This window comes from Paenibacillus sp. MMS20-IR301 (genome assembly GCF_032302195.1).
Lineage (GTDB): Bacteria > Bacillota > Bacilli > Paenibacillales > Paenibacillaceae > Paenibacillus_AQ.
In genome coordinates, this window is record NZ_CP135275.1 from 7,124,764 (window position 1) to 7,141,469 (window position 16,706).

The window sequence follows — 16,706 nt, forward strand, 5'->3', positions numbered from 1 at the left end:
CGGTGCTGCCCCTGTTAAAGGGCGGCAAATCCGTTTCCACTTGAGATGCAGAGGAGTGAAAAACTGTGAGTGTTTTCCGAAAGCAGGCCTCTCCCACAGACGAGAAGGACAGCAAGAGCTCGCTTGGCCTGCGGCTAAACGTGTTTTTCTTCAGCACGTTTGTTATTTTTTGCGTAATTATCATCCGTCTGGCAGTAGTGCAGTTTGTGGAAGGTCCTACCCTGACTGAGGTGGAGACCAGCCGGGATACCAAAAGTGTGCCGCTTGCTTCTATCCGCGGGGCTATCCGTGCTGCCGGAGGCGAAGAGATTGCGTATTCGACCTCGGTTCAGTCGCTGTATGTAACGCTGACGAAAGAATACACAGCTAAAGTTGTAGATAAGGAAACCGGAATCAGCACACTGAAGCCTGAAGCCCGGGAGAACGCCTATGCCCTGGCTAACAGCCTGGTGGCGCAGTTTAATAAATTCGGCGATCCGAACGGCGAGAAGCTGTCGGTGAATGATGTGATCAGTTCCCTGGATTTATATTTCAAGAAATATTCCGGCTATATGGCCCGCAAAATCAAATCCGGGTTGACCTCGCAGGAAATCGCCTATTTCATGGAGCATAAAAGTGAGTTTCCCGGCGTTGAGATTGTAGAGGAAGGCGTACGGCATTACGACAAGGATACAGTTGCTGTACAGACGGTAGGGTATATCAAGCCGTTCAAATCCTCCAGTACGCTCAATATCTACAAAAATATTCTGAATGCGATGAAGAAGATCGGTTCAGATCCCGGACTGAGCTATAAAGACGATGAGTTTGTAGGCTTTGACGGCCTGGAGCTGCAGTATCAGCGTGAGCTGCGCGGCAAAAACGGCTATCAGGTGATTTCTGTTAATCCGCAGAATATGGCTGAGAAGGTTGAAGAGGTTGTACCGCCGGTCAAGGGCAACGATATATGGATGACGATTAATAAGGATGTCCAGCTCAAGACTGAGCAAGCGATTACGGAACAAATTGACTGGCTGCATAAGAATGCGGTACAGGGCAAGACCCACCCCGATGCAGTAACAGGCTACGCTGTGGCTATGGAGGTGGATACAGGGAATATCGTTGCTATGGCCAGCATGCCGGATTATGATACGAATGTCTGGACTGCAGAGAAGCTGGATTCTGCCGTATGGAACCAGATTATGGGCAACTACCAGAACGGTACCATTACTCCTTATTCCTCGGGGATGTCCGGACATGGGTTTGGCTCTACAGTACTGCTGGGTTCAACCATTAAGCCGCTGAGTGTGCTGATTGGGCTGAATGAAGGCTTCTTCAGCACTTCCTATACGTATACTGACAAAGGTATCGCTTATTTCGGCAAGGATGACAAGTCTTCTGTGCGCAACTCCTCCGGGCACGTGTACGGCCGGATGGACCCGGCGAAGGCGATTGAGGACTCCTCTAACGTATTTATGGTCGACATGGTCGGCAAGAAGCTGTATGAGCAATATCAGGGCAAGGGAATTGAGGTCTGGGACAAATACATGAAGGAATTCGGTCTTGGCGTATCTACCCAAAGCGGACTTCCCAATGAATATCTCGGACAGATCAACTACACCGATATCAAGGCAGCAGGCAGTGCGCAAGCGGCACTGGTCTATGCCTCCTTCGGGCAGCAGGGACGTTATACTGTACTTCAGCTTGCCCAGTATGCTTCAACGCTGGCCAATGAAGGAGTACGTATTAAGCCGCAACTGGTCAGTAAAATCACCGATTCAGAAGGCAACGTGGTCAAGAAATTTGAGCGCGAGGTGCTGGATGAAGTCACAACGTTTGATAAATCGTTCTGGAAAGAAATTAAGCAAGGCATGAACAGTAAGGTTTCGGCGTTCGCCGATTTCCCTTATGATTTTGCCCGCAAGACAGGGACGTCCCAGCAGCTCGGTAAAGGGGAACTGCGAGATAACGGGGTATTTATTGCTTTTGCTCCGCGTAATAATCCTAAGCTGGCTGTTGCTGTAGTTATTCCTGAAGGCGGGTTTGGCTCCAACAGTGCCGCGCCGGTCGCGCGTAAAATATTCGACGCTTATGACTGGGAGTACGGGCTGGACGGGATTCCTAAGAAAAATGTAAAAACTGCAGACCCCGCTGCCGGGGATGCTGCAACTACCGGGGGAGGAGCGGACACAGCGGCAGGAACTGCCGGAACGACAGGAACCAACTGACGAACCGCCGTAGGCCTGATTCACAAATATACAGCCTTTCCGGTAAACGGATGGCATACAAGAAATGGAGGGGTGGCATATGACTGCCAAATACCGCCTGCTTGCACTGGATATGGATGGAACCCTGCTGAATGATGAACTGAAAATTACCCCCAAGACTGTGGAATGGATTAAAAAAGCGATGGAGGCCGGAGTGCATGTCTGCCTGTCAACCGGACGCTCCTCGCGGAGTGCTATGCCTTATGCCGAGCAGCTCGGACTTAAGACGCCGATGATTATGGTCAACGGAAGCGAGGTCTGGCGTGCGCCTTATGAGCTGTACCGCCGCTCCCTGATGGATGTGGAGCAGGTTAAGCAGATGCATAAGATTGCTGAGGAATTTGATGTATGGTTCTGGGCGTATTCCGTGGATGAAGTATATAACCGGGATACCTGGGACGGCGATATCGAGGGCCGGGAATGGCTGAAATTCGGTTATTCGACCGAGGATCACGAGATCCGCCATAAGCTGCTGATGCGGCTTCAGGAGCTTGGCGGGCTGGAGATTACCAACTCCTCGCCGTTTAATCTGGAGATTAATCCGCTTGGCGTCAATAAGGCGTCCGGCATTCTGGAGGTCTGCAAGCTGCTTGGGATTAACATGTCACAGGTAGTTGCCGTCGGCGACAGCCTGAATGATCTGGCGGCCATCCAGCAGGCCGGCTTCGGAGTAGCGATGGGCAACGCGCAGGAGGTCGTCAAGCAGGAGGCCGACGCAGTGGTGGCTACGAATAATAATGACGGGATTGCGGAAGTGATCCAGAAGTATATTTTGACGGAGGCGGGAGCCTCAGCCGGAAGGATTTCCAAGCGGGCTTGAGCTTGTCCTATCAAAACTTAAGGAGCTGAAGGAATTGACGATCCTGGGTTGGATTCTGATTATTGCTTTGTTTGCAGTAGGGCTGGCAGGAGCGGTATATCCGATTCTGCCGGGGGCGCTGGCGATCTATCTGGCTTTCTTCGTATACGGCTGGTTCTTTTCCTTCGGCTCCTTCGGTGCCTGGTTCTGGATTATACAGACGCTGATTGTGGTTGTGCTGTTTGTGGCCGATTATGTGGTGGGGGCCTGGGGTGTCAAAAAGTTTGGCGGTTCAAGGGCTTCCGTTATCGGCAGCACGATCGGGATCATTGTAGGCCCTTTTGTAATTCCGGCCTTTGGCCTGCTGATCGGCCCGTTCCTGGGCGCCTTTATCGGTGAGCTGATTGCCGGCTCGAAGCCGGATAAGGCGGTCAAGGTCAGCTTTGGCTCACTCTTGGGGCTGTTCAGCAGCACCGTAGTCAAAATTATTTTGCAGATTGTAATGGTCGTCCTCTTCTTCATCTGGATTGGACGGTAGTAAATTTATTGTGAAGAAGGCGAAACAGCTTGTCCAACAAGAAGGAATCCTTTGTCAAAGGCACGCTTATTCTGGCTGCGGCAGCACTTGTGGCCCGCGTGCTTGGTCTTGCCCAGCGGGTGCCGCTGGAACATTTATTTAACGATATCGGTAACGCCTCGTTTACACAGGCCAATACCGTATATCTGATGCTTCTCCCGCTGGCGACGGCTGGAATTCCCAGTACACTGAGTAAAATGGTGTCGGAGCGTTATGCGCTGAACCGTCCGCAGGAGGCACAGCAGGTGTACCGGGCAGCGCTGATATTTGCGGCTGTAGTTGGTGTACTGATGAGCACGGTGCTGTATATCGCCGCTCCATATTATGCGGATTATGCCAAAGTTCCGGAGAGTACGCTGGCCATCCGGGCGATTGCTCCGGCGCTGCTGCTGTTTCCATCCATTGCAATGATGCGCGGCTATTTCCAGGGCCGCAACAATATGATGGCCGGGGGCATTTCACAGATCGTAGAACAGATTGCCCGGGTTTCCACAGCTGTTCTGCTTGCCTTTATCCTGCTCCGCCAAGGGTACAGCAACACATGGATGGCGGCGGGGGCTTCCTTCGGGAGTGTGTTCGGAAGTATCGGGGCCTTTGGGGTAATGATGTATTACGCTGTGAAAATGCGCCGTACCGAGGAGAAAGCCGCTTTGTATGACAGCAGTGAAGCCAGACTTCCCTTACTCGGTATTTATAAAGATATCTTTAAGTTATCCATTCCGATTGTACTTTCTTCTGTAACCGTACCGGTTGTGAACTTTATTGATACCTCCTTAATTGTACCGCTACTCAGCGGGCAAATCGGGGCAGATGCGGCAACCCGTGCCTTGGGCATCTTCGGCAGCCGGGCACAGAGTGTAGCCGGAATTCCTCCGGTGTTATCCATTGCACTGAGCACTTCACTCATTCCGATCATTTCAGCAGCATTTGCGCGTAAGGATGAGCAGCATCTGAAGCGCCAGGTGACCCTGGCGCTGCGTATTTCAATTCTCACAGGCACACCGATAGTAATTTCGCTGGTGGTTGCAGCATATTCTGTTAACGGTTTGCTATTCAGCAGTCTTGATGGCAGCGGAATCGTAGCTATGCTCACTCTGGGGACAATTTTCCAGATTACGATGATGACTACGAACTCCATTCTGCTCGGAATGGGCAAATCGCGGATTTCGATGTATTACGTACTGGCAGGTATTGTGGTAAAGCTGGCTTCAAGTTTGCTGCTTAGCCAAATTCTCGGGATCTACGGCATTATCGGGGCCACTGCCCTGTGCTTCATTGTAATTACACTGCTTAACTTACGGATGCTCAAAAAAATCGTACCCTTCGAAATTCTCGGCAAGCGCTGGGGAGGGTTCTCGATTGCTGTGCTGGCCGCGGCCGGAATCGGCTACGGATTGAATGAGGCGGGAATTATGCTGACCAACTGGCTGCCTGACCGGCTGGCCTTTCTGATTACCTGTCTGGTGGTAGGAGCTGCAGTTGTCATCGTATATCTGGTTCTGCTGATTGTTCTCGGTGTACTGAGCAGCCAGGAGATTGCGGGATATCCGCGTCCGCTGCGAAAGCTGCTTAATCCGTTGATGAAATTACAGCCTGCCCGTGTGCGTGCTAACGAATAATGATGTGATTATTGTCTTATTTTGTCTTTTTTATTTGACTTATTCCGTACATTTTGATTCACTTAAAGTAAGACTTTAAGTTGCAATGGTCTACGTAGGAAGGGAATGGTCACTGGATGGATAAAATTACTTCTCCTGCCGGTTTTCAGGTCGCAATTCAATCTCCGCGCCTGACAGTGGCGGTGTTCAAGGCGGACTGGTGCTCCGACTGCAAATTCATCGATCCGTTTATGCCGGATGTAGAGCTCAAATATGGTGACCGCCTCACACTGGTTGAAGTTGATGTGGATGCCGTGGGCGATGTCAGCCAGGAACAGAATATACTGGGCATTCCCAGCTTTGTCGCTTATACCGACGGCCGGGAACTGGTCAGATTTGTGAATAAGCTCCGCAAGTCGCGTGAGGAAATTGAGAATTTCCTGAATACGGCACTGGACGTTTACCTCAGCATTCACAAGTAATGCAGCAGCACCGCTTTCGCCCTACCCGAGCAGAAGCGGTGTTTTTTTACAATTTTATACTTATTCATTTCAACTAATAAAATGCGGGTGATAACATTGACAACGCTCCAACTGAAATGGCTCAGCTATATGACCTGTACCGTGATGTTTCTGGCGCTGCTCGGCGGAGTGGTTGTGACCAAGACAGGGTCAGGGCTGGAGTGCGGGAACGGGTGGCCGCTCTGCCACGGCAAGCTGATTCCGGCCTATACGATAGGCTCCCTGATTGAGTACACTCACCGTCTGTTCAGCGGGCTTGCCGGACTGATGTCACTGGCCTCCATGTATGCTTTCTGGCGTTATGCCAGGCACCGCAAGGATTTGCTTACCTATGCCCTGCTGACGCTTGTGTTTGTGATCGTGCAAGGAGGAATGGGAGCGCTTGCGGTAATGAAGTCGCAATCTGCAGCCGTAATGGCCCTGCACATGGGCTTCTCTCTGATTGCCTTTGCCAGCTCACTGATGCTGGCGCTTGGAGCCAGACAGGCATATCTGCACGGAGAATACAGCAGTACAGCAGTTAATTCTGCCCGTGTCAGCAAAAGCTTCCGCAACTTAACCTGGGTTACTGCACTATATTCTTATATCGTCGTTTACATTGGAGCATACGTAAGTCACACGGACTCCCAGGGCGGCTGTTCGGGGTGGCCGCTGTGTAACGGCGAATGGGTTCCGGAGCTGACCGGCGGAGTCGGGATTGTATTCATACACCGGATTGCCGCAGCGCTGCTTTTCCTGCTGACGGCTGTGCTCGGCCACCTGGCATTCTGGAAGCACCGGGAGCTGCCGGAGCTTAGAGCGCTGGGGATTGCTGCAGTTCTGCTCTGCCTGCTGCAGGTACTCAGCGGAGCTGCTGTTGTACATACACTGTACAATGAGCGCTGGTACATATTCTCGGCACTATCCCATATTGTGCTGATCTCAGGCCTCTTCGGGGTTCTGTGTTATATGAGTGTCCGGGTCTGGCAGCTCAGCAGAACGGGCAAGCAAAGATAAGATGACGAAACGGATATAGGGGATGAGTGAATAAGGAGAGGTCCCGTTAGGAGGAACGCTATAGTGGCATATGGTAATTTGCGACAATGGATTGAACAGCTCCGCAGGGACAAGGATCTTGCCGTAATTGATACTCCGGTAGACCCTAACCTGGAGCTGGCAGAGATCCACCGCCGGGTGGTCGAAGAGGAAGGCCCGGCGCTGCTGTTTACAAATGTACTGGGAACGCCGTTTCCGGTGGCAAGCAATCTGTTCGGTACAGTCCGCCGGGTCAACAAAGCCTTTGGAACACGCCCGGAGCAGCTGATGAAATCAATGACCACTGCGGTGGAGGCTATGCTTCCGCCGTCAGCTTCCGGTCTGTGGAGAGAAAAGGGCGTACTCTTTGATCTGCTGAAAGCCGGAACCAAAAATGTGCCGCAGGGTGAAGCGCCGGTGCTTGGCCTCTGCCGCAGCAATGATCCGCTGAAGGAGTTGCCCCGAATAACCAGCTGGCCCAAGGATGGCGGGCCGTTCATCACCCTTCCCTTGGTTTACACAGAGAGTATTACCAACCCCAAAGATCATAATCTCGGGATGTACCGGGTTCAGATTCATGATGACAGCACCACAGGTATTCATTGGCAAATTCATAAAGGAGGCGGGTTTCATCACCGTCAGGCTGAGCTTCTGGGTGAGACCCTGCCGTTATCTGTATTTATTGGCGGACCGCCGGCCCTGATTGCAGCTGCCGTTGCACCCGTACCGGAGCGTCTTCCCGAATTGATGCTGGCTTCACTTATGCTCGGCAGCAAGCTGCCCATGGTTCAGGATCCGTTAGGCGGGCACCGGATTCCTGCTGAGGCAGAATTCTCGCTCCGCGGGCGCGTGTCGCCGTTTGAACGGAGGCCGGAAGGCCCGTATGGCAGCCAGCTCGGCTACTATTCGCAGCAGCATGATTTCCCCGTAATGCATGTGCAGCGGATGTGGCACCGCAAGGATGCCATCTTTCCGGCAACGATTACCGGCAAGCCGCGCCAGGAGGATTATTACCTTAAGGATTATTTGCAGCGGCTGCTCGCTCCGGCCTATCCGCTGCTGATGCCTTCCGTTAAAGCGCTCTGGGCGTATTCCGAGACCGGATCCCATTCCCTGACCGCGGCTGTGGTGCGGGAGAGCTATTCGAGGGAAGCGGTGGCGGCAGCTTTTCGTATTCTGGGTGAAGGCCAGCTGTCCCTGACGAAGTTCCTCTTCCTGACCAGTGAACAGGTGGAGCTGACGGATTTCCCTAAGCTGCTGGAAACGGTGCTTGAACGCTTCAAACCGGAATCGGATTTGCTGATCCTGGCTAATACTTCAATGGATACGCTGGATTATACCGGCCCGAGGCTGAATCACGGCAGTAAAGCAGTGGTGCTGGGTATAGGGAATCCGGTCCGTGAGCTGCCTAGAACGTACACCGGCGGGCTGCTTCCAGCAATCACCGCCGCTGTTCCTTATTGCGGAGGATGTTTAGCCGTTTCCGGAGCATCCTATGAAGAGGACGCAGAGCTGCCGGCCAGACTTGTGGCTTCATTTGAGGAAAAGCCTGCAGACTGGCCGCTGATCGTGCTTGTGGACGATGCGGAAGCGGCGGTCAGAACACAGACCTCATTCCTGTGGTCCGTGTTCACCCGGTTCAACCCGGCAGATGATATTTATGCCGGAATGAAGGTTAGGCGTAATACGGTCAGCTATTCGCTGCCGGTTGTCATTGATGCCAGGATGAAGCGGGGATATCCGGAAGAGCTGGTTCCCCTTGAAGACACCGTAGAGCTGGTGAACCGCAACTGGAAGCACTATTTCCCTCTTGTATAGAGTCATCATTTCATAAGGAGGACCATCATATGCTGCGGATATTGCTGGGAGAGCCGCCCCGGGAGAACAGCGGGGTGCTGGCCGAAGCCATGGACAACATGGCGAAGGTTGCCTCCATGCTGCGCAAGGAGATGAACGCGCATGAAGACCGTGACCACGAATACCGCAAGCTGGAAATATGGACACGCGGTCTGATTTCATCACTGGACGAGCTGGAGCAGAGCTGGTTCGCTGCGGCCTTTTACCGGAGGTCCGTAGTGGCCGGTTATATGGATGATATGTCACCGGATGAGCAGGGGGAGTACGCCAGATATGTGTATTTCTATAAAAACGGCTTTATCCGTGTCTTCTCCCTGCTGGACAAGCTCGGAACGGTGCTGAACAGCCTGTATGATCTGAACACGAGCAAGGTTAAGGCACATTTCTCCTACTTTACGGTTCTGCGGCAATTTCAGCTGCTTAAAGCACATACGCCGCTCGCAACGGAGCTGGAGGGGATCAAGAATTCCTACCGCGAACCGCTGGAGAATCTGCGCAAACGGCGCAATGCCGAGATTCATTATATGAACGCGGAGATGACGGATGATCTCTGGCAGCGCCATCAGGGTCTGCATGACCGGATTCAGCTCGAGGATCTCGACAGCCATCTCGAGGATTTGAAGCAAGGCGTGGAGATGGCCAGCAAATCCTTGTCTGCCGCATTCAGGTACAGCAACGAGCAGTGGCATAGGAACAAAGCTGCTTCCAGCCTGAAGCCAAGGCAGCTGCATTCGTAAAAACTTACCTTTGACAAAGAACAGGAAACTTAATATACTTAGGCATACATTAATTCCTGACATTTGGCGGAATATTAAACTTCATACTTTTATCTTATCGAGAGCGGCGGAGGGATAGGCCCGATGAAGCCCGGCAACCGGTTTGTATACAGCTTACTGCTGCGCGCAAATGTCATGGTGCTAATTCCTACAATGCCGCCAGGTTTGCGGTATTTGGCAGATGAGAAGGCATTGTCATTATACACACAGGGCCTCTTGCGATCTGCACGGATCGCAGGGGGTCTTTTTGCATAAAGCATTAACAAGCATTATCAGCTCTAAGGGGGACGGGACGATTGATTGAACTGAAGGATTTGACCAAAGTATACGGAAAAGGGAGTAAAGCGGCAACAGCACTCTCGGGACTTAGCCTGTCGATTAAAAAAGGCGAAATATTCGGTGTTATCGGCCACTCCGGTGCCGGCAAAAGCACACTGATCCGCTGCATTAATCTGCTGGAACGCCCGACAGAGGGCGAGGTATGGGTAGACGGGGTGGAATTAACGTCTCTCAGCCAGGGCCAGCTGCAGGAGCAGCGGCGTAAAATCGGCATGATCTTTCAGCACTTCAATCTGCTATCCTCAGCAACCGTCTTCGACAACATCGCCTTTCCGCTGCGGCTGACCGGCACCTCCAAGACAGAGATTGAGCGTAAAGTCAAAGATCTCCTGGCTCTGGTCGGGCTCGAGGAGCACTGGAACAAATACCCGGCGCAGCTCTCCGGCGGTCAAAAGCAGCGTGTCGGCATTGCCCGCGCGCTGGCAAGCGACCCTGATGTACTGCTGTGCGATGAAGCGACTTCAGCGCTTGATCCGCAGACGACTGATTCTATTCTGCGCCTCCTGCTGGATATCAATACAAAATTCCGCCTGACTATCGTGCTGATCACTCATGAGATGCATGTCATTCAAAGTATCTGCGACCGAGTGGCTGTCATTCATGGCGGCGGAATTGTGGAGCAGGGCGAGGTAGCGCAGGTATTTCTGAAACCGAAGCATGAAGTTACGAAAGAATTCATCCGCAGTGAAGCCCAGTCTGACGGGCCGCTGCGCCAGGCGATCGACGCGGTGCATGAAGGATATACCAAAGCTGTTAAGATAACATTCCTTGGCCAGAAAACATATGAATCCACCCTTTCGCATGTTGCCCAGGGAACGGGAGTCAACTTTGCCATTCTGCAGGGGACCATCTCGACCATCAAGGACATACCCTACGGCCAGCTGATTGTCCGGTTCGAGGGACCTTCTGAGGCAGTAGGCGCGACACTTACGGAACTTACGGCCCAGGGCCTTGATGTGGAGGTGATTTCCTGATGGGCGGCTTGAATTTTAATGATATTAACTGGCAGGAAATGCTGGATGCAACGGTAGCCACACTAAAAATGTTAGCTTTTTCAGGAATATTCACAATTATTCTTGGTTTACCGCTCGGAATTGTGTTATATTTATGGGGAAGATCAAATAACATTATTATCAGAGCTGTTTACTCGGTATTATCACTGGTTGTAAACATCCTGCGCTCGGTCCCGTTCATCATCCTGATGGTTGCACTTATTCCCTTAAGCAAATCGATTATGGGAACTTCAATCGGCGTTCTTGGCACGATTCCGGCACTGGTGATCGGTGCGGCACCGTTCTTTGCCAGACTGGTGGAGACGGCACTGCGGGAGGTTGACCGGGGAATTATTGAAGCGGCGCAAGGCATGGGGGCATCCACGGGGCAGATCGTTATGCGCGTGCTGCTGCCTGAGGCTCGTCCGGGCCTCTTGGCCGGAGTAACAATTACCATTGTTACACTTGTCTCCTATACCGCTATGTCCGGGATGATCGGCGGCGGCGGGCTGGGTGACCTGGCAATCCGCTACGGGTACTACCGGTATGAGAAGGAAGTTATGCTGATCTCGGTAGCGCTGATGGTCATTCTGGTGCAGCTGCTGCAAATGGCCGGCGACCGGCTGGTCAAACATTTTACACGGAAATAAGGTACGTCCATATAGAGCCTTATTCAACAAACCATACTGATTTGAGGGGGATTTACAGATGAAAAAAGTACTGCTCACATTCTTCAGCTTGACCATGGTATTGGTGCTTGCAGCTTGCGGCAACAATAACGCGGCGAACAATGCAGCGAATTCCGCGGCTACCACTGCACCGACAGAAGCTGCTGCGGCTGAGCCGACAACTGAACCTGCTGCTGAACCGGTAACCCTGGTGGTTGGAGCTTCGCCTGTACCGCATGCGGAAATCCTGAAAGCTATTGCTCCGCTGCTCGAGGCACAAGGCATTAAGCTTGAGATCAAAGAATTCACGGACTATATCCTTCCGAATACACAGCTGGCCGAGAAGGGGCTCGATGCGAACTTCTTCCAGCACAAGCCTTATCTTGATGACCAGAACGCGAAGAACGGTACAGATCTTGTATCTGTGACTGCTGTTCACGTTGAGCCTTTCGGCGCTTATTCCAAAAAAATCAAATCCATCGACGAGCTGGCTGAGGGTGCAAAGGTTGCAATCCCGAACGATGCGACTAACGGCGGACGTGCACTGATCCTGCTGGCTAAGAATGGCCTGATCACCCTGAAGGATGATACCAACATCACTTCCACCAAAGCTGATATCACTGACAACCCTAAGAAGCTGGAAATCATCGAACTGGATGCAGCAATGCTGCCGCGTCAGCTGGATGAAGTGGATATCGCGCTGATCAACACGAACTATGCGCTGGAAGCAGGCCTGGTACCGACTAAGGACGCTTTGTTCATCGAGGGCGGAGACTCCCCGTATGCGAACCTGCTGGTAGCCCGTCCTGACAACAAGGATTCCGATGCGATTCAGAAGCTGGCTGCAGCGCTGACCTCTCCGGAAGCTAAAGCCTTCATCGAAGAGAAATACCAGGGTTCGATTATCCCTGCATTCTAAGCTTGAATCTTAAGCTTAAGCTGAGTAGTTGAAGAGAAGACCAGAGCTTGCTCCGTTAGCCTTATGGCTGCTGAAGCGGACTCTGGTCTATTTTTGTTGCTTAGGATGGTTTCAACATTCCAATTTCTCGCAATAGGCGAATATTGTTCCTAATCGGGCTGTAAGGTTGCCGCTATATATAAAATTTAATATAATAAAATGGCCCCACAAAGTGGAGCTCTGGCTTCGATGATTAATCAGGCACTTTGCAGGGACCCCGAAAAACATTAATTCATAGCTCATAAAAAAATCCCGGCGCTTCTTCAGCAGAAGGCCGGGATGGTTATGAAACGGGATTAGAATACTTGAATAACTTCTTCAATGCCTTCTACTTCTTCGATAAGGGCACGTTCAATCCCGGCCTTCAGCGTGATCGTGGAGCTTGGGCAGCTGCCGCAGGCACCCATAAGCTTCAACTTAACGATGCCGTCTTCTACATCGATCAGTTCTACGTCACCGCCATCGCGCTGCAGGAACGGACGAAGTTTATCAAGCACTTCCAGTACTTCATCATACATGGCTGGGCTTTGTACATTCTCACTCATTTCTCAATCACTCCTTTCGTATGTTTATTATAGTACAAAAAGTTAAAAAATAAAATGGTTTGGGCAGGATAGGGAGATTAACATGAGACCAATTATTGAATTTTGTGCCAGCAATACCGGACATGGCACAGAGGCGCTCAAAGCAAAGCTTGAGCAGAACCCCGAATATGATGTCATTGAATACGGCTGCCTGAGCAACTGCGGGCAATGTTACCTGCAGCCGTTCGCCATGGTCGACGGGGAGATTATCGAAGCGGAATCCCCCGCCGAGCTTGAAGAGGCGATCGAGGCTGCAATCCAGGCCGCAGCGGCCTGGGACAGCCTTGAGATTGATTAAGCGGGAAGCCCGGGAGGTTCTAGCCGAAATGGCGTTTGGACATCCAGAGCACACCGCTCTTGAGCAGGCGCGGAACGCGGCCCATAACAGAGCGGCGGCCCATCAGGCCGAAGCCGGCATTTTTACCAAGTGAACCGAGTGTTCCCTTGAGCTTGATCTTATGCAGCCTTGGTGTTTCATCACGCCACAGGGCCTGAATAATCTGCCCCACCTGCTCTCCCTGCGCCCCTGCCGCCTGTGCGCTGGGTGCAAAGGGCAGGCTGGCGCAGTCGCCGATGACGTATACCTCCGGGTAGTCAGCTACATTATAATACTGGCCGACGATAATCCGTCCTCCGCGGTCCTTCGGAAGCTCCAGCTGCTGCACGACCTGTACCGGCTGAATGCCGGCAGTCCAGACCGTAACATCAGAAGGAATTGCCTGGGTGCCATTGAAGATGGCATCCTTTTCTACATGAGAAACCGATACCCGTCCGATTGTCTCCACCTGATGCTCATTGAACCATTCCTCCACATAGCCGGACAGCTTGGCCGGGAAGGAGGATAATACCCGTTCCCCCCGGTCCAGAATCGTGATGTTGAGGTCCGGCCGGCTCTCCCGCAGCTCCGCAGCAATCTCGACCCCGCTTAGACCCCCGCCGACAATATTCACCTTTCCATAAGGCTTCACATCATTCAGCCGGCGGTACGTTTCCCGGGTTCCAGCGAAGCTCTGAATGCTGCCGGCGTATTGCTCAGCTCCGGGAATGTTATGATAATTATCCGTGCAGCCCAGAGCAATGGCCAGAATATCATAGGCTACGGGCTCTCCGGTGTCGAGAAAAATCAGCCGGCTCTCGAGGTCAATGGAGCCAACCTGCCCATAACGTACAGTCAGCCGGGGATGAACCGGAAACTGAATACGCAGATGATGATCGGCTACAGTCCCTGCGGCCAGTGCATAATATTCTGTCTTGATTCCCTGATACGGCATCCGGTCAACCAGGACGATTTCCACATCATGGGGGAGATGATGATTGAGCAATTGCTGAATGAGGGCAAGACCGCCGTAGCCGCCGCCCAGGACAAGTAGAGTTCTCATGCGTACTGATCTTCCTTTCGGATATGATGCAAGCTGTACATGCAGTTCCGCAGTCCTTGAAGCAGTATTAATTATTCGTATACTTTAATTTCGTTGTAGAAGGTATCGCGTTCTACCGGAATCCGTCCCGCTCCTTTGACAAGCCAGATCAGCTCTTCACGGGTCAGTCCTTCCGGTGTCAATGCGCCTGCAGCGTGGCTGATCCGTTCCTTCAGAATGGTGCCGTGCACATCCGATGCCCCGAAGCTAAGCGCCACCTGGGTCAGCTGTGCTCCGATATTAATGAAGTAAGCTTTAATATGGTCGAAATTATCCAGCATTAAACGGCTGACCGCAATGGTCTTCAGATCCTCATAAGCAGAGTTGCGGCGCATAATGCCTGCATTCTTGTTCTTAGGCTGCATGGAGAGCGGAATGAACACCATGAACCCGCCTGTTTCGTCCTGCAGCTCGCGGATTTGCAGCATATGGCGGATGCGGTCCTCGCGGGACTCAATGGAGCCGTACAGCATCGTGGTATGGGTCTTCATCCCCATCTGATGCGCTGTCCGGTGAACCTCCAGATATTCCTCGACATTCGCTTTGTCGACACGCATTTTTTTGCGGTACTGGTCAGACAGGATCTCAGCCCCGCCTCCGGTGAGTGTCTTCAGTCCGGCAGCGCGCAGCTGCTCCAGCACCTCGCGGATGCTGAGCCCGCTGATGCGGGTGAAGAAGTCGATTTCAGCGGCAGTATAAGCCTTAAGCGTAACTTCAGGGAAGCGCTCATGTAAGGCTCTTAGTGAATCAACATAATACTGGAAGGGTACATGATCATTATGACCCCCGACAATATGGAACTCCCGCACGCCGGGATGGATATGCTGCTCGACATATTGCACCATTTCCTGGCCGGAAAGGGTATAGGCGCCTTCTTCGCCCTCATCCTTGCGGAAATTGCAGAAGGCGCAGCGGGATTCGCAGACATTGGTGAAGTAGAGGCTCATATTTTCAATAAAATAAACTTTATTGCCGTTTTTACGCTGGTTAACCTCTCCCGCCAGCTGTCCGATCGTTAACAAATCGTTGCTCTCATATAAATAAACGCCATCTTCCAAATTTAATCTTTCTCCGCCGCGGACCTTCTCAATGATGTTCGCCATCCGGGCATCCATGTGTGGTGTTATAATAGTAGACATATGATTTCCTCCTGAAGGTAGGCGAGGCGAATGCATCGCAGAATCTTGTGCTAAAAACTAAGCCGGAAACGGTCTCCGTGACAAATTTCCGAATTTTTGCGTATAGCGCTTTACCTATTATAAACCTCTCCCGGGGGGTGAGCAACCGCTGGCAAAGACAGGATAATCCGCTGTAAAGCGCAAATCCGGAGAGTGTTTGTGACTTGAGGGTAAGGGAATAGTGGAGTATACTTAGTTTAAATCAGAATAAAGCTAGGATATACCTCATATTTACCCGTTTCTTAGCTGAATCGTTAGATTGTTACTTACAGCCTGAAGGCTGCTTGATACAAGGGCGTTAGAAGAGGCTGAACCATTTCAATTAGAGGAGGACAATCATGATTACAATCAGTGATACTGCAGCAGTACAATTGAAAGCTATGCTGGCTGAACAGGAAGTGCCGGATATGTTTCTCCGCCTGGGCGTAACAGAGGGGGGCTGCAGCGGCTTCTCCTACGCTATGGGCTTCGACGACAACGAGACTGAGCAGGATGTGTACATGGATGTTGCAGGCCTTAAGGTTATCGTAAGTAAAGATGATATCCGTTACCTGAACGGCCTTGAGATCGACTTCGAGGAATCGGGCATGACGGGCGGCTTCACCATCAATAACCCGAACGCCAGCGCCACCTGCGGCTGTGGTTCGTCGTTCCGTACGAAGGAAGAGGCGGGCAATCCGGCAGCGGAGCCTTGCTGATAGGCAAGTTCGACAACTTCTGAAATTAATGTTATACAATGATAAATTACCTCCTGAAATTGTGTTGATGCTCAGCACAAATTCGGGAGGTTTTTTTATGGAGCAGCAGGGTTTTGAAGAGACCAATTTTGAAATGGAAATATGCGCACTTCTGCATAACATGCGAAATTCCCGGGTTTTGCATCCGTTTTTCGTAAGTTTTCATGTTTTTATTGAAAAAATAGATAAAATACGACAATGTTCACAATAACGACGATATCTTCCTTTATAACTTTAGGGTATTATTACCATGCAGAGAATAGATTGTATATAGAGTTATGTAATGTTATTCGCAATAAAGACTATTTGAATTACCAAAGGCAAACCTGTACGAAAGTCAGGGACGCAAAGCCACGGGCCTTACATTACTGCATCTCACGATGCTGGATTATGGCAGCCGGGCCGCTTTTTCCGGTGGTTTTTTTGCGTTTTTTTGTTTGAAGAATG

At 51.6% G+C, this 16,706-nt stretch carries 16 protein-coding genes and 2 riboswitches; of the genes, 13 read left to right on the forward strand and 3 right to left on the reverse strand.

Going from position 1 to position 16,706, the window contains the following annotated elements; all coding sequences use genetic code 11:
- The first annotated feature begins 65 nt into the window (after window positions 1–65).
- From LOS79_RS30640 to LOS79_RS30690, 11 genes are all read left to right on the forward strand, one after another.
- A complete protein-coding gene (locus LOS79_RS30640) occupies window positions 66–2,204 on the forward strand; it encodes a peptidoglycan D,D-transpeptidase FtsI family protein (RefSeq protein ID WP_315414706.1) in 2,139 nt (712 codons plus the stop codon).
- A gap of 79 nt (window positions 2,205–2,283) precedes the next feature.
- Window positions 2,284–3,063, forward strand: coding sequence for an HAD family hydrolase (locus LOS79_RS30645; protein ID WP_315414708.1), 780 nt, complete (start codon window positions 2,284–2,286; stop codon window positions 3,061–3,063).
- Between the two features lie 34 nt (window positions 3,064–3,097).
- Window positions 3,098–3,580: a DUF456 domain-containing protein gene (locus tag LOS79_RS30650; protein WP_315414710.1), complete on the forward strand. Its 483-nt coding sequence runs from the start codon at window positions 3,098–3,100 to the stop codon at window positions 3,578–3,580.
- A gap of 29 nt (window positions 3,581–3,609) precedes the next feature.
- Window positions 3,610–5,238: a putative polysaccharide biosynthesis protein gene (locus LOS79_RS30655; protein WP_315414712.1), complete on the forward strand. Its 1,629-nt coding sequence runs from the start codon at window positions 3,610–3,612 to the stop codon at window positions 5,236–5,238.
- A 116-nt stretch (window positions 5,239–5,354) separates the two neighbouring features.
- Window positions 5,355–5,699, forward strand: a complete 345-nt coding sequence (locus LOS79_RS30660; protein ID WP_315414714.1) for a thioredoxin family protein — start codon at window positions 5,355–5,357, stop codon at window positions 5,697–5,699.
- A gap of 96 nt (window positions 5,700–5,795) precedes the next feature.
- Window positions 5,796–6,734, forward strand: a complete 939-nt coding sequence (locus LOS79_RS30665) for a COX15/CtaA family protein (RefSeq protein ID WP_315414716.1) — start codon at window positions 5,796–5,798, stop codon at window positions 6,732–6,734.
- Between the two features lie 63 nt (window positions 6,735–6,797).
- The gene (locus LOS79_RS30670) at window positions 6,798–8,570 is read left to right on the forward strand and encodes a UbiD family decarboxylase (protein ID WP_315414718.1); all 1,773 of its coding nucleotides are present in this window, start codon (window positions 6,798–6,800) and stop codon (window positions 8,568–8,570) included.
- A gap of 29 nt (window positions 8,571–8,599) precedes the next feature.
- Window positions 8,600–9,346 (forward strand): Cthe_2314 family HEPN domain-containing protein, encoded by a 747-nt coding sequence (locus LOS79_RS30675; protein ID WP_315414719.1) that lies wholly within the window; start codon window positions 8,600–8,602, stop codon window positions 9,344–9,346.
- A gap of 91 nt (window positions 9,347–9,437) precedes the next feature.
- Window positions 9,438–9,573: riboswitch (SAM riboswitch) on the forward strand.
- 108 nt (window positions 9,574–9,681) lie between these two features.
- Window positions 9,682–10,698, forward strand: a complete 1,017-nt coding sequence (locus tag LOS79_RS30680) for a methionine ABC transporter ATP-binding protein (protein WP_315414721.1) — start codon at window positions 9,682–9,684, stop codon at window positions 10,696–10,698.
- Window positions 10,698–11,366: a methionine ABC transporter permease gene (locus tag LOS79_RS30685; protein ID WP_315414722.1), complete on the forward strand. Its 669-nt coding sequence runs from the start codon at window positions 10,698–10,700 to the stop codon at window positions 11,364–11,366. The genes LOS79_RS30680 and LOS79_RS30685 overlap by 1 nt, the downstream gene beginning before the upstream one ends.
- Before the next feature lie 58 nt (window positions 11,367–11,424).
- Window positions 11,425–12,303, forward strand: a complete 879-nt coding sequence (locus LOS79_RS30690; RefSeq protein ID WP_315414724.1) for a MetQ/NlpA family ABC transporter substrate-binding protein — start codon at window positions 11,425–11,427, stop codon at window positions 12,301–12,303.
- 335 nt (window positions 12,304–12,638) lie between these two features.
- Here LOS79_RS30690 and LOS79_RS30695 read toward each other — a convergent pair whose 3' ends face one another.
- The gene (locus LOS79_RS30695) at window positions 12,639–12,887 is read right to left on the reverse strand and encodes a NifU family protein (RefSeq protein WP_315414725.1); all 249 of its coding nucleotides are present in this window, start codon (window positions 12,885–12,887) and stop codon (window positions 12,639–12,641) included.
- 82 nt (window positions 12,888–12,969) lie between these two features.
- Between LOS79_RS30695 and LOS79_RS30700 the strand changes: the two genes are divergently transcribed.
- Window positions 12,970–13,224, forward strand: a complete 255-nt coding sequence (locus LOS79_RS30700; RefSeq protein ID WP_315414727.1) for a YuzB family protein — start codon at window positions 12,970–12,972, stop codon at window positions 13,222–13,224.
- A 19-nt stretch (window positions 13,225–13,243) separates the two neighbouring features.
- Here the strand turns inward: LOS79_RS30700 and LOS79_RS30705 are convergent, their stop codons facing one another.
- Together LOS79_RS30705 and mqnE are read right to left on the reverse strand one after the other, a co-directional pair.
- Window positions 13,244–14,305 (reverse strand): NAD(P)/FAD-dependent oxidoreductase, encoded by a 1,062-nt coding sequence (locus LOS79_RS30705; RefSeq protein WP_315414728.1) that lies wholly within the window; start codon window positions 14,303–14,305, stop codon window positions 13,244–13,246.
- Window positions 14,306–14,376: 71 nt separating this feature from the next.
- Window positions 14,377–15,483 carry an aminofutalosine synthase MqnE gene (gene mqnE, locus LOS79_RS30710; RefSeq protein ID WP_315414729.1) on the reverse strand — a complete coding sequence of 369 codons (1,107 nt, stop codon included), beginning with the start codon at window positions 15,481–15,483 and terminating at the stop codon, window positions 14,377–14,379.
- A 377-nt stretch (window positions 15,484–15,860) separates the two neighbouring features.
- On the opposite strand from mqnE, the gene LOS79_RS30715 reads away from it, so the two are divergent.
- Window positions 15,861–16,220 carry a HesB/IscA family protein gene (locus LOS79_RS30715; protein WP_315414732.1) on the forward strand — a complete coding sequence of 120 codons (360 nt, stop codon included), beginning with the start codon at window positions 15,861–15,863 and terminating at the stop codon, window positions 16,218–16,220.
- A gap of 348 nt (window positions 16,221–16,568) precedes the next feature.
- Window positions 16,569–16,669, forward strand: a riboswitch (cyclic di-GMP riboswitch).
- The last annotated feature ends 37 nt before the right edge of the window (window positions 16,670–16,706 follow it).